Here is a 14,120-nt window from a genome sequence, read left to right on the forward strand (position 1 = left end):
CTCCTCACCAGTTTCCAATCATATTTGGTGAACATGTTGGGCTGGTTTTTCATAGTCTAGGGCTTATTCGTAGCCTAATTCGAAATACTTCCACTTTTTCGGCTATGGCTGTCTGTCGTGATAACAACAAACAGTAATACGAAACAACTTTAACGCTTTATTATCATCTGGTCTAACACCTGTTATTCGGCAACTATGCCAAAAAACCAACTATTAGCTCAAAGCATTAAATAAAACCCAACTCAGCCCTCCACGCTAGGTTTAAACACTAGTTAGCGAACAAAAAAAAGCACTTAATATTTTAATAGATCGCTATTTATCGATAAACCGCGAGCTTGCTGGTGTGCGCTTTCGCACATTATGCTGTGTCATTAGATACAAAAAATCCCCCTAAAAATGCAATCACATTCGTAGGGGGATTTTTAAACAACTGAAAATTTATCTAAGCAGAAAACTACTTATCTTTAGGCTTTTCGTTGTACATTTCTTCGATTTCGTCTTGATACTTATCGTTGATAACTTTACGACGCAATTTTTGAGTTGGTGTCAGTTCACCATCATCCATAGAAAATGCTTTTGGTAGCAGTTTGAATTTCTTCACTTGCTCAAACTTAGCCAGTTCTTGCTGTAGGTCATTCACACGCTTTTCTAGCATCTCGACGATTTGGTGGTGCTTAACCAGTTCAACGCGATCGTGATACTTGATATTAAGCTCTTTGGCGTACTCTTCTAGCGAGTCATAACAAGGAACAATCAGCGCAGAAACGAATTTGCGTGTATCAGCGATAACAGCAATCTGTTCGATAAAGTGATCTTTACCAATCGCACCTTCAACCACTTGCGGGGCAATATACTTACCACCAGAAGTTTTCATCAGCTCTTTGATACGATCAGTAATGAACAGGTTACCATTTTCATCAAAATGACCCGCATCACCGGTTTTCAAGAAACCGTGCTCATCGAATGTCTTAGCTGTCTCTTCTGGCATCTTGTAGTAGCCACGCATCACCATTGGACCGCGAACAAGAATCTCGTCCTTAGCACCAATTTTTACTTCTGCGCCCGGCATCGACATACCAATCGAATCAGGGTTAAAACAGCGATCATCCCAACAAGATACTGTTGCCGTGGTTTCTGTCATGCCGTAGCCAAGTTTTACGTTGATGCCGATAGCATGGAAGAAACGACCAATCGTCTCATCAAGCTTCGCGCCACCACATGGCATGAAGTTGATGTTACCGCCGAGTAGAGCGCGCAGTTTAGATAGCACAAGCTTATCAGCTAGCGCATGGCTCTTCTTCAGCATCAACGATGGAGTACGACCTTCTTGGTGACAAACTGAAAGCTTTGCTCCCATGTTCACCGCCCAAGTAAATAGCACTTTACGAATAAATGGTGCTTTAGATACCTTCTCGTGAATCGCAGAGAAGATCTTCTCGTAGAAGCGTGGAACCGCACACATTACAGTAGGTTTCACATCACTTAGCGCATCACGCACTTGCATCGTATCTTGCAGGTAGCAGTTGGTTGCGCCTTTATAAAGAACGTAGAACGTCCAAGCACGCTCAAATACGTGTGATAACGGTAGGAAACACAATGAGACATCGTCTTTGCTCAGGCTAAGGCGCTCATCGTGGCCTTCTAACTGGTAGCCAATGTTGGTGTAATCAAGCATTACGCCTTTTGGCTGACCTGTGGTACCAGAGGTATAGATAAGAGTCAGCAGGTCGTCCATGCTTGCATCAGCAAGACGCACGTCAAGTTCAGCTTGTTGTGCTTCAACGCCACGCGCCATGAAGTCATTCCAAGATACGGCAAAGCTGTGTCCTTGCAGGTCGATGTCATCAGACATAGCCACAACAACTTCTAGCTGCTCGCACTCTTCAAACAGGCTAACCGCCGCATCGAATTGAACTTGCTCACCAACGAATAAGATCTTCACATCTGCATTTTGGATGATGTAAGAAGACTGTGCTGCTGTATTCGTTGGATAAATCGGCACAGTCACAAGGCGTGCTTGTAACGATGCAAAATCTGCCACGGTCCATTGAGGCATATTGTTCGAATAGATACCGATCTTATCCTGAACTCTCAGTCCTTGAGCCAACAGTGCTAATGAAAGCGTATCGATTTGTTGTCCAAACTGCTGCCAGCTAATACCTTGCCATACATTATCTACTTTGTGCTTCAAAGCTGTACGGTTGCCGCCTTGGGCAATTTGGTCACGAAGTCTTTTTACGATATGAAAATCTAAATTGGCCATCTCTTTACCCTTGGCTTACACCTGTAAGCTTTTTTGAGCGCACAAGTGTACCTCTGATCATGGAAAAGGCAACTGATGAAGCTCAAAGTTATAAGTAATAGTACGTCTCACGCTAAGTTTTCTATCAACAAAAATAGCAGGTACAAAAAAGCCCCAAGCCAGACTCCTAGCTTAGGGCTTATAAAACATAGGGATTAGTGTCTAGTTAAGTGCCACTACTTCGCCACAGATCATCATTAACTGATCTCGTAACCAAATGTGTCCTTTGTCCTTTTCACTTGATTCGTGCCAGCTTAGGAAGCCTGAAATTGCCGCATTATCAAATGGGAAATCTAGAATCTGAAGCTGCTCTTTGTTTGCTGCATGTTCTACCATCCAACGAGGAGCAATCGTTACTAGTTCAGACTGACCTACAACGTAAAGAACGTTGCTTAGGCTCGTGCCTTCGTAGAAAGGCATGCAGTCTAGGTCACGGTAAGCTTGCTCAGAGAAGCTACGTTGACCGTGAATGCGAGACAATTTCGCGTGCTTTTCGTTAAGCAGCTCTGCCGCTGTTACTTCACCGTTAATGCGTGGGTGAAAAGCAGAAGCGACAACAACCAACTCATCTTGGAAGATTTCAGTGCTTGAGAAACCTTGCTCATCAAAGCGAGCGTAATCGATCACGAAGTCGATTTCTTGGTAGCGCATACGCTCAGAAAGCTGACGATCGAACTCAGCGTCCATGTGCAGTTTAACGCTTGGTGCTTGCTCGTTAATTGTCGACATAATCTTAGGTGCAAAACGCATGTCACAAGGGCTGCAAATCGCAAGTTTGAACAGGCGAGAAGACGACTCTGGAGAGAACACAGAACTTGGTAGTTCGTTGCGTACTAACTGTAGCGCTTGGCGGATAGGACCAAACAACTGACGAGCACGTTGAGTCGGTTGAATACCACGACCTTGACGCATGAATAGTTCGTCGTTAAACATCACTTTTAGACGAGCAACAGCGTTACTTACAGCAGGCTGAGACATACCCAGATTGTGAGCTGCACGTGTAATGTTTTGCTCTTGCATAACTGCATCAAATACAGTCAAAAGATTTAAGTCGACTCCACGAAGTGTGCTTTCCATTCTGTAGCTTGCAATAGCACTCATTGCGTCTTTCTTATCTAACATTCAAGTTGCCTCTTGTCGGTTCGACAGCGTTAAATTGGTAATGGTATGAGAATAGATAACCACTAATTCTTATATTTATCAGACCGATGTTTTTCGGATTGACATTACTATTAACCAATGCATCTCGAGCTACCAACAAGATTGATAAAGAATAATTTTATTTTACCTTAATTATTAAATAACATCTAAAAATCAATTATTTATAGAGTTATAAAAAAACATAAAATGCGTCACTTATGAGTTTAATTTCGACTTATTTAGCTGTTCTATCGTTTGGTTACATTTGTTACAATTTATTGAACTCGTGAATTGTTCAACCGGTCAATTCAGAAATAGCACTTATGAGTTAGGTGAGCGATGCATAACTTGGAAAGTCGACCTTGTCCCAAAGTTGCTTTCTTAAATCATCTTGATTAGACCAATTCCCTGCTAATACCCACTCAACGAGTGCACTTGCCACGTCTGGATAGGTGACCACTTCGGCCTGTTTTTCACTGAGCCAAGCCCGCAAGATAGCCGCATCTAAAAACGTCATGGTTTGAGCTAACCCAAGGGCCTCTAGCGTCGCCACATTGCTCTGTTGTTCGAACTGTCCTTCGAGTGGTTTGAGAAGCAATTTCTTCCCCAAAGTTAGGGCTTCAGATGGCAATTCAAAGCCGCCATTTGCGACCACACCAGAGCACTGATTGAGGTCGAATTGAAAGCCCGCATGACTCAGTGGTTTGAACTCAATATTTTCAACTCGGCTATGCTCAATCACATCCGGGTGGTAACAGACAAAGTTTTGCGAAATGAACTTCATCAGCAGCTCTGAGATCGACTCAAGATCCTCAAATGGCAAATAGACCAACGTAAAGTCTTGTGCTGTTTTGGTTTGTTGCTCACCAACCAGCGTGTGAACGATAGGCGGCAAAATCGGCTGTTCAAAGTGATACCAGTGCAAGCCAATAGAGTGCTCGGTTGGGGCGAAATGTTGAATCACTGAATGTTCAATCCAGTTGCCCCCTTCTTTGGGTACATCATAACGAAACGCATTCTGGTGGCTTATCCCAATGCATGGCACACCTTGTCTCTTAGCCGCCCATGCAGTGACAGGCTCAAAATCATTAATCACTAAGTCATAAGGCGTAAGATCGATCTGGTTAATCTCACGGAGAAATCGCCAGATGTTGTTCTTCATGAATGTTTTGCCGTATTTAACCTGCCCCTGCTCGCTGTAAAAAGTTAAGCCGCTGCGGGTCTGATAGTTGCCAAACGCTTCCATCGAAAAGTATTTGCTCTCATCTCGCCCAGAGAACAGAAAATCGACATCAATATTTTGCTGACGAAAAGCGACGGCCATTGCTCTCGCTCGAGCGATGTGCCCATTTCCTGTGCCTTGTACGCCATATAAAATTTTCATGCATGTTCCTTTAAATTTACCACTTAAGCTCGGCAGTAGTTGCCAACAAAATAATTACAGGATGAAGCTGATAGCTAGGCTGGTACAAGCGATGCCCAAGGCTGCGCCAATCAGTACGTCCGTTAAAAAGTGCACACCGAGCAGGATTCGAGAGCCTGCAATCGCAGTTGCCCACACCAAGCTAAAGAGGTACAAGCTCGGATAGAAATGCCCGATTAGGGTCGCCATAACAAAAGCAGCAGCGGAATGCCCTGAAGGCAGACTGTATTTATCGGATGGCACAATATGAGAGTGAAGTAGTGAAGAGAATTCAGCTGGTCGACGGCGCTTGAGGGTATTTTTAGCAAACCAGTAAATAGGCAGTTCGATTGCGAAGGCGGTTAAGCCCACCAAAAGAAAGTCTCGACCGGTGTTGCTATCGACCAGCAGTGCAATCAAGGCAATCAAAACATAAAGGTGTCCATCTCCAGTATGAGACACCGCTTTACTGAGCGTTGCATGTTGCCCGCCATAGCGGTTGTTTAAACAGAAAACAGAAAATGCCACATCCCAGCGGACAATAGGTTCGATAGTACGCATACGATCTCCTTAACAATCCTTATTCAGTTAAGGCTCAAGTTATGCTCAACAAATGACAGTTAAGTGACATTTTGAATGAACTAAAATGAAATTTCCCATGCTTGATAGGCTGGTCAATGGATCAAGTCAGGATGGCGATAGAAGCGACCGATAAAAATAAAGCGACCCAAGGCCGCTTTATTCTTCTATGTTTTCAATTCTTTATATAAGCAAGCAAACGCTACTTCTATCGTGTTAATGGTTATAGCGTTCGCTAATGATAATAGAGCTCGCAAATAATTAAACGCTAAAGGCTATAGCGCTAGTGGCTCGTGCTTTTTAACCAAACCGAAATCCGCCAATATCGCGTAAGCAGCAGGGGTCATAAACAGCACCAGTAAGGTCGAGGCAAATATGCCGAATACGATCGAAATAACCAATGGCTGGATAACCTGAGCCTGTAAGCTGGTTTCCGTCAACAGCGGTAGCAAACCTGCCGCAGTCGTCATTGAGGTCAAGAATACCGCTCGGAAACGCTCGCGACTGGCTTTCACCACCGAGTCATGCACGCTATCTCCCTCATCGACATGGTGACGAATGTACTGCACCAACAAGATGGAATCATTAACCACAATTCCGGCAAGCGACACAAAGCCCATCATGCTTGGCATACTCAAAGAATGGCCAAGTATCCAGTGACCAACGACCACCCCAATAAAAGCGAGTGGAATCGCTAACATCACGACCACAGGCTCTAAATAGCTTCTGAACTGATAGCTAAGAATCGCAAACACGCCGAATAAGCCGAGCAAGAATCCTTTGCCCATCGAAGCGCCAGTCTTGGCTGCATCCTTGGCCTCCCCTTCGAAATCAAAGCGTAAACCCGGGTACTTCTGAATAAGTTTGGCGGCTTCATCTTTTTGGAACTGAGCCAAAATCGCGGATGAACTCGCTTTCTTATTATCAATATCACCAAAGATACTGATGGTTCTCAGCCCATCAATACGCTGAATTCGCACGTAGTTACGCTGGAAATCTAATGTCGCCAACGTTGCTAGCGGGATCTGACTGCCATCTGCGGTAATGATTGGGAAGTTAGCTAGCTGCTGTATGTCGCCCGCTTGTTCCTTATCAAGACGCACTTCAATCGAGATATTCTCAACACCGATTTGAATCTCATCCGCTGTCTGACCAAAGAAAGCCGCACGTAATTGGGAAGCGATCATCTGTCCATTCACATTGTAGGTCTCAGCGCCCGGGCGCAGCTTAACCAAAATCTCTTCTTTACCCATGCGCATATCATCAAGCACGCCGTGCACCCCATCGAACTGATTAAGGTACTCCTGAATATCCAAAGAAGCGGATTTCAATGCGCTCAGGTCATCGTGTTTGGCGCGGATTTCAATAGCACGACCGCCCGGCCCCATAGTCGGTTGCTTGAACACCAATGAAATAGGATCCGCTAAATCGCCAATATCCTCTCGCCACGCATCAATGAAATCATCGATAACCGTATTACGACTCTCTGCTCCGCGTAAATCTAAGCGCACTGTGGCTAAGTGCGGGCCGGATTCATTGGCATCGGCGTTAGCATTGAATTGGCTAGTTATGTGCTCGACCAGTGTATTGCCTTCTTCAACCTCTTCGCTCCATTGCTTGTTCAAACGCTCAGCAGACGCGACAATTTTGTCGACCACTTTCTCGGTTTGAGACAGTGATGCGCCCGGCGGAAGAATAATACGCGCCTCGGCAATATCACCATCCAGCTCTGGGAAAGGTTGAAACTTAACAACACCACCAGCAATCAAGGCGACTGAAAGCAACAACAGCGTAATCACTCCGCCCATAAAGGCGTAGCGGAAGGTCACGACTTTCTCAACCATGTTCATCAAAGTGGTATTACGGAAGTTCTCAAACTTCTCAAGCAACACCACTTTAAAGCGCAACGCTGGCTTATCATTTTTTTCTTTATGTAATGAATGAGATAAGTGATTAGGTAGAATCAGGAAGGCTTCAATCAAGCTCAACGACAGCACCAAAATCAATACTTGAGGAACGGCCTTAAGCACCGCGCCCATCTCGCCATCAAGAAACAGTAAGCTACCGAAAATACACACCGTGGTTAAGAAAGAAGACAGTACTCCGGGAAGCACTTTCTTAACGCCGTTGTACACCGCATCATCGACGCTTTGTCCCCTATCTAAGTGGGAGGCTATCGATTCGGCGATCACGATGGCGTCATCCATCATAATACCGATTGCCATTAACAACCCGACCAGCGACATAATGTTGATCGACAAACCAAGGTTGGCCATTAAGAACAAGCCACCAAGGAAGGCCACTGGCAACCCTGCCGCCACCCAAAATGAATAACGTAAGCTGAAGAACAGCCACATGGTGGCGAACACCAGCACAATACCTTGCCAGCCATTGCTCACCATCATGGTTAGACGATCCCAAAGTACAGATGAGAGATCGTTGGTCATTTGTAGTGTCACGCCATCAGGAGCAATCGCGCTTTGATCTTCAACGAATCGTGTTACGTTCTCTTTGATTCGCAGCGCATCGTCTTCTTTGTTCTTACTGATCTTAAGCAGCGCTGAAGGCTTGCCATCAAATAGCACCTTTTGCTCATCAAGTTCAAAGCGGTCGGTTATTTTGGCTATGTCTCTCAAACGAATCACCGAGCCATTAGGCGCAGATCCAACCACGATGCTTTCCAGCTCAACAGGCGTAACTCGTCTCTCGTCGAAACGAATCAGAAAGTTTTTGTCTGGTGTTTCAACGTTACCACTCGGCAGTTTTACATTCTGTCGACCAATTTGATCCGCGATATCACCGACACTCAAACCCAACTGACGAATAGCTTGGGTATCCAGTTCCACTCGATATTGATGATCCGAGAAGCCGCTAACCTCGACCAAAGAGACATCGTAATCAAGCTTCATGGTGCGCTTAAGATCTTCCGCGTAGGCCTTAAGTTCTGGCCACGACGTTTCGGCTGTTATAGCGATATCGACAACCGGTTCATTCCAATCTAGCTCTTGAACAACAGGCGATTCAATCTCAGTTGGGAAATCATTGATCGAGTTGATCTGGGTTTGCACATCCACCAGCATTCGGCCGATGTCCGCTTTTTCATTTAACTTTAGAATTAAACGAGCGCTGCCTTCGATGGCTTCACACTGAGTTTCTTCAATGTTGGCTAAGCCGTCTACTGCATCTTCCATTCGCACACACAAGCTCTCTTCCACTTCTTGTGGAGAGGCGCCGGGATAAACAATCGCAGCCATAATGTAAGGCGGATCGTAAGCGGGGAAGGTTTCACGTTTGATGGTTGATAGTGAGCTTATACCCAAGATCAACAACCCAAGCATCAACAAGTTTGCTGCTGTTGGGTGCCGAGAGAAAAACTTGATCATGACGCACTCTCCTGAGTATCTGATTCAAGCTCAGCCTCTTCAGAGTTGGACTCTCTCAGTAACATGCCTTCTATTGCTGGCAGGACATCATTGAGAACCAGTTTATCTCCAGTTTGTAGCTCTCCACTCACAACCACTTGATTGTCTCTGCGATAAAGCACTTCAACATTGACCACTTGCAAACGCTGGTTGTCATCCATCAGGTAAACCTTATCACCATGCAGTGCTCGCTCTGGAACCACCCAACTTAGATTGGCGACACCCTCAATCTCAGCTTTGACAAACATACCGTTAACCAAAGGCGTCGCGCTGTCTGGTTGCAATTGTGAGTAATCTTGAGCGATCTCGAGAATAATCCCCGCCGTCGCTTGGTTTTCATCAACTGTTTCGCTGATTCTTGCCACCTTCGCTGGCCAACTGAGGTTCAGGTTGCCGCTGTTAAGTTGAATGCTTGCTTTGATTGGCGCTTCATAAGGATTAGGGATTCCTGCAGCATCGCGAGGAAATTGGTTAAAGCTGGAGGCTAAAGTTTGCATATCGTGAATAGAAAGTTGCGCCTCTACTTCCATGACATTAATCCCGTGAGCAATAAACATCTCCTGCTGAAGGTTTACTACTTGATTTTGTTCGATATCAACCTGAGCAATTCGCATCGCTCTTGGCAAAGTGATCGTGGTCTTATCGAGAGAGCGCTGCGCCTCTTTTACCTTAGACACGTTGACCTTAATCACCGCTTCCGCAACACGCTTTTCATCTGGCATCAACGCGATTTGGTTCGCGATATCTAGCACTAGCTTCTGTTGAGATAAAGCACTTTGTTGTTGCAGGTCGACATCCGATTGAGAAGTCAGCCCTTTCTTACGCAGATCTTGTTTACGTTGTAGCTCTTTGTTGCTGATCACTAAGCGATTCTTTTCGATCTTAAGAGTCTGATTCAGGTTGTCTTCTTCTTGATTCAATTTTGCTAATGAGGTTTGGCTTGATTTTAGATCCGCCTCTGCTTGTATCAGTTTCAATTCGTAATCCAATGGATCAACCTTGAGCACGACCGTTCCTGCAGGGATCACCTGGCCTTTTTCAAGATCTGGATGTCGATACACGATCTGTCCTGTCACCTCAGCAATCGCTTTCCATTCAACTTTCGGCACTACTTTGCCAAAGCCGACCACTAACGGCGCTATCAGTTGTTGTTCTAGGCTCACAGTATCAACTAAGCGAGCCCTATCACCCGCAGGTTTGGTTGGAAGATCCGGCTTCAAGTTAATCGCGGCGACAAGGCCAATAACACCAACCGCAAGTGCTGGAAAGAAGAGTAGTTTTTTATTTATTTTCATTATCTTTGGTCCTGCACGGAAGAAGGGCTCGGTGCGTTAATAAAGCCTTCAGTCATCAATTGAATGTTGTGTTCGATTAAACGATTAAGAAATTCTTCATTAATCTCAATCCCATGAATTGCCAATAAAGGCGGCGGAGCGATGAAAGGAAACACCATCAAGCTTACATACGAAATACGGCACAATTTTGGATCCATGCTCTGTTTTAAGATGCCTTGTTCAACCAACTTTTCAAAAATGACATCTTGGGCTGGCTTTGCAACATCGAGGAAAACCTTTTCGAGCAACTCTCTTTGCACTTCAGAGGGAGGCATATTCATCACTTGGGCTATCAAGCGAGGAAACTTCGGCACTTTGACCATCTCTTTGTAGTAAGTCCGCATTAAATCAAGAAAGTTCTCATGACTGCTTTCATCAACGAGTCTCTGCATTTGTAATTGCATAGGGCGTAATGTTTCACGCAGCATCGCCTCAAACAATCCGGCTTTACTGCCAAAGTAATAGCGAATCATCGCAATATTCACACCCGCTCGCTCAGCAACTAAGCGAGTCGATACCTTGTCGTACGGTTGAACCACGAACAGATCTCGAGCGTGCTCAATGAGTAACTGCCGTACATCTAGATTCTGTTGAGGTCGCCCTGCTTTACGCGCTGCCATCACTGAGACCTATCCCTATAATTAATCACACGATTAATTATAGGGATAAATCGACATGGTTGTAGAAGATTAATTACTCACTATTTAATCAAATGATTAATTAATTTAGCCACCCTTTTAATTTTATTGGTGAATCGTTCCATCAAAAAGATTTACTACAAAGTTTTAACCTACACATCAGCCAAACGATAAACTAACCGCCCATTACAAAACACTCAATCAGCTGATAACACCAGCAAACAACACGCAAGCAGCACAAACCAAAAAAAAACACCGCCAAAGCACACTGATATTGGATTTTCTTGTTTGACGCTCAGAATAAATTGCGGTAAATATGGTGTTAACAGTTTATTTACGGATATTTGTGTAATGATTTTTTCTTCTTCTCGACTGCTGAAACTTCTCCTTATCGTGAACCAATCGCGCGGGTAAGTTGTGGGTCAAGAACTACACAAATATTAAAACCCGCGCTGAGCGGGTTTTTTTGTAACTGGCACTTTTAAAAGAACATCATTCTTAATAATAATTTGGATAGCAATCGATTCATTATCGATATAAGGAAGCACCCATGAACGATCAAGTGATAATTTTTGACACGACCTTACGTGATGGCGAGCAAGCGTTGGCTGCAAGCTTAACGGTAAAAGAGAAATTACAGATCGCTTATGCACTTGAACGACTGGGTGTAGATGTTATTGAAGCGGGCTTTCCGGTGTCATCACCAGGCGACTTTGAGTCAGTACAAACCATCGCAAAAAATATTAAAGACAGCCGAATCTGTGCACTTTCTCGTGCTGTAGCGAAGGATATCGATGCCGCTGCAGAAGCGTTAAAAGTCGCTGAGCAGTTCCGTATTCACACCTTCATTTCTACATCAACGGTTCACGTGCAAGATAAATTACGCCGTAGCTACGACGATGTTGTCGATATGGCAGTAAAAGCGGTAAAGCATGCGCGCAACTACACAGACGATGTTGAGTTCTCTTGTGAAGATGCAGGTCGTACGCCTATCGATAACCTATGTCGTATGGTTGAAGCGGCAATCAACGCGGGCGCGAAAACCATCAACATTCCAGACACAGTGGGCTACACAGTACCTAACGAGTTTGGTGGCATTATCAAAACGCTATTTGATCGCGTTCCAAACATCGACCAAGCAATCATCTCTGTTCACTGTCACGATGACTTGGGTATGTCGGTTGCTAACTCAATTGCTGCCGTTCAAGCAGGTGCTCGACAAATTGAAGGCACAATCAATGGTATTGGTGAGCGTGCGGGTAACTGTTCTTTAGAAGAAATCGCAATGATCATCAAAACTCGTCAAGAGCTATTAGGTGTTCATACCGGTTTGGACCACAAAGAGATTCACCGTACCAGTAAATTGGTTAGCCAGCTTTGCCATATGCCAATTCAAGACAACAAAGCTATCGTCGGTGCAAACGCGTTCAGCCACTCTTCAGGTATTCACCAAGATGGCATGCTAAAGAACAAGAACACTTACGAGATCATGACGCCTGAGTCTATTGGCTTGAAAAACAAGGCATTGAACCTAACAAGTCGCAGTGGTCGTGCAGCCGTTAAGAGCCACATGGACGCAATGGGCTACAAAGACAATGAGTACAACCTAGATTCATTGTACGAAGACTTTTTGAAACTGGCTGACCGTAAAGGCCAAGTATTCGATTACGACCTAGAAGCACTAATGCACTTCGCAAATCTACGTGACGAAGATGACTTCTATAAACTTAACTACCTAAGCGTACAATCTGGTAGTGTTATGTCTACCACCAGCATCAAGCTGCAATGTGGTGATGAAGAGAAATGCGAAGCGGCTGTCGGTAACGGCCCGGTTGATGCTTTATACCAATGTATCTACCGCTTAACGGGTTACGAAATTGCATTGGATAAATTCGACCTTACCGCGAAAGGTGAAGGCGAAGATGGCTTAGGCCAAGCTGATATTATTGCGAACTACAAAGGCCGCAAGTACCACGGTACAGGCGTTTCAACGGATATCGTTGAGGCCTCTGGTCAGGCGCTACTGCACGTTATTAATAGCATTCAACGCGCAGACACCATTGCTGAAATGAAACAGCAAAGAATCGCAACAGTTTAAACACCCAATAACAGAGCCCTAGAGCCGATGTTATTGGCTTTAGGGACAAAATTTAAAACGAGCTAAATAGCTCAGTAACAAAGAATTAAAGGATTAACATGACTGATAAATCATACAAAATTGCCGTACTACCTGGTGATGGCATTGGCCCAGAAGTAATGCAACAAGCGCATAAAGTGCTAGACGCGATCGAAAAGAAGCACGCGATTAGCTTTTCTCGCGAAGAGTATGATGTTGGTGGTATTGCAATTGATAACCACGGCTGTCCACTTCCAGAAGCAACAGTCACTGGCTGTGAAGAATCTGACGCAGTACTTTTTGGTTCTGTTGGCGGTCCTAAATGGGAACACCTTCCACCGAACGACCAACCAGAGCGTGGTGCCCTACTTCCTCTACGTAAACACTTCCAACTGTTCTGTAACCTACGTCCAGCTCAAATCCATAAAGGTCTAGAGTCTTTCTCTCCTTTACGTGCTGACATCTCAGGTAACGGTTTCGACATCGTGGTAGTCCGTGAGCTAACAGGCGGTATCTACTTCGGCCAACCTAAAGGCCGTGAAGGCGAAGGCGCAACTGAAAAAGCTTTTGATACAGAGGTTTACCACCGCTACGAAATCGAACGTATTGCAAAGATTGCGTTTGAATCGGCACGCCTACGTAACAAAAACGTTTACTCAATCGATAAAGCGAACGTTCTACAGAGCTCTATCCTATGGCGTGAAGTCGTTGAAGAGATCGCAAAAGATTACCCAGATGTAACGCTAAACCACATGTACATCGACAACGCGACCATGCAGCTAATCAAAGACCCATCTCAGTTTGACGTAATGCTATGTTCAAACATCTTTGGTGACATCATCTCTGATGAGTGCGCAATGATCACTGGCTCTATGGGTATGCTTCCTTCTGCAAGTTTAAATGAAAGCAACTTCGGCCTATACGAACCAGCAGGTGGCAGCGCACCAGATATCGCAGGTAAGAACATCGCAAACCCAGTCGCGCAAATCCTTTCTGCAGCCCTAATGCTTCGTTACAGCCTAGGCGAAGAAGCGGCAGCACAAGACATCGAAGCAGCGGTTTCTAAAGCACTTTCTGCAGGCGAGCTAACGGCTGACCTTGCTGGCAAAAACCAAGCGCTGACTACCTCTGAAATGGGTGACAAGATCGCTGAGTACATCTTAGCTTCATAAGCTAAAGGCTCCGAT

The 14,120-nt window shown here is 44.9% G+C and carries 9 protein-coding genes; 2 read left to right on the forward strand and 7 right to left on the reverse strand.

The window, feature by feature from the left end:
- Positions 1–454: 454 nt before the first annotated feature.
- The 7 genes from LMH68_RS05910 to LMH68_RS05940 form a co-directional block, all read right to left on the reverse strand.
- Positions 455–2,263 carry an AMP-dependent synthetase/ligase gene (locus LMH68_RS05910; protein ID WP_017066937.1) on the reverse strand — a complete coding sequence of 603 codons (1,809 nt, stop codon included), beginning with the start codon at positions 2,261–2,263 and terminating at the stop codon, positions 455–457.
- 201 nt (positions 2,264–2,464) lie between these two features.
- A complete protein-coding gene (gene leuO / locus LMH68_RS05915; protein ID WP_102332759.1) occupies positions 2,465–3,424 on the reverse strand; it encodes a transcriptional regulator LeuO in 960 nt (319 codons plus the stop codon).
- Between the two features lie 346 nt (positions 3,425–3,770).
- Positions 3,771–4,826: an MJ1255/VC2487 family glycosyltransferase gene (locus LMH68_RS05920; RefSeq protein WP_017068817.1), complete on the reverse strand. Its 1,056-nt coding sequence runs from the start codon at positions 4,824–4,826 to the stop codon at positions 3,771–3,773.
- 54 nt (positions 4,827–4,880) lie between these two features.
- Positions 4,881–5,405 (reverse strand): phosphatase PAP2 family protein, encoded by a 525-nt coding sequence (locus LMH68_RS05925; RefSeq protein ID WP_017062930.1) that lies wholly within the window; start codon positions 5,403–5,405, stop codon positions 4,881–4,883.
- Positions 5,406–5,698: 293 nt separating this feature from the next.
- Entirely contained in the window at positions 5,699–8,806 is a 3,108-nt protein-coding gene (locus LMH68_RS05930) for an efflux RND transporter permease subunit (protein ID WP_017068815.1), read from the reverse strand.
- Complete coding sequence (locus LMH68_RS05935) at positions 8,803–10,140, reverse strand: efflux RND transporter periplasmic adaptor subunit (protein ID WP_229647476.1); 1,338 nt, start codon at positions 10,138–10,140, stop codon at positions 8,803–8,805. The genes LMH68_RS05930 and LMH68_RS05935 overlap by 4 nt, the downstream gene beginning before the upstream one ends.
- The gene (locus LMH68_RS05940) at positions 10,140–10,799 is read right to left on the reverse strand and encodes a TetR/AcrR family transcriptional regulator (protein WP_229647477.1); all 660 of its coding nucleotides are present in this window, start codon (positions 10,797–10,799) and stop codon (positions 10,140–10,142) included. The genes LMH68_RS05935 and LMH68_RS05940 overlap by 1 nt, the downstream gene beginning before the upstream one ends.
- Positions 10,800–11,367: 568 nt before the next feature.
- On the opposite strand from LMH68_RS05940, the gene leuA reads away from it, so the two are divergent.
- The gene (gene leuA / locus LMH68_RS05945; RefSeq protein ID WP_229647478.1) at positions 11,368–12,915 is read left to right on the forward strand and encodes a 2-isopropylmalate synthase; all 1,548 of its coding nucleotides are present in this window, start codon (positions 11,368–11,370) and stop codon (positions 12,913–12,915) included.
- A gap of 98 nt (positions 12,916–13,013) precedes the next feature.
- Entirely contained in the window at positions 13,014–14,105 is a 1,092-nt protein-coding gene (gene leuB / locus LMH68_RS05950) for a 3-isopropylmalate dehydrogenase (protein WP_017061390.1), read from the forward strand.
- Positions 14,106–14,120: the final 15 nt, after the last annotated feature.

The sequence above is a fragment of the Vibrio sp. F13 genome, from assembly GCF_020806305.2.
GTDB lineage: Bacteria > Pseudomonadota > Gammaproteobacteria > Enterobacterales > Vibrionaceae > Vibrio > Vibrio crassostreae_C.

Coding starts and splice junctions, on each gene's coding strand:
- leuA (WP_229647478.1), top strand. CDS start 11,368: ATGAACGATCAAGTGATAATTTTTGACACGACCTTACGTGATGGCGAG.
- LMH68_RS05925 (WP_017062930.1), bottom strand. CDS start 5,405: ATGCGTACTATCGAACCTATTGTCCGCTGGGATGTGGCATTTTCTGTT.
- LMH68_RS05935 (WP_229647476.1), bottom strand. CDS start 10,140: ATGAAAATAAATAAAAAACTACTCTTCTTTCCAGCACTTGCGGTTGGT.
- LMH68_RS05920 (WP_017068817.1), bottom strand. CDS start 4,826: ATGAAAATTTTATATGGCGTACAAGGCACAGGAAATGGGCACATCGCT.
- LMH68_RS05910 (WP_017066937.1), bottom strand. CDS start 2,263: ATGGCCAATTTAGATTTTCATATCGTAAAAAGACTTCGTGACCAAATT.
- leuB (WP_017061390.1), top strand. CDS start 13,014: ATGACTGATAAATCATACAAAATTGCCGTACTACCTGGTGATGGCATT.
- leuO (WP_102332759.1), bottom strand. CDS start 3,424: ATGTTAGATAAGAAAGACGCAATGAGTGCTATTGCAAGCTACAGAATG.
- LMH68_RS05930 (WP_017068815.1), bottom strand. CDS start 8,806: ATGATCAAGTTTTTCTCTCGGCACCCAACAGCAGCAAACTTGTTGATG.
- LMH68_RS05940 (WP_229647477.1), bottom strand. CDS start 10,799: ATGGCAGCGCGTAAAGCAGGGCGACCTCAACAGAATCTAGATGTACGG.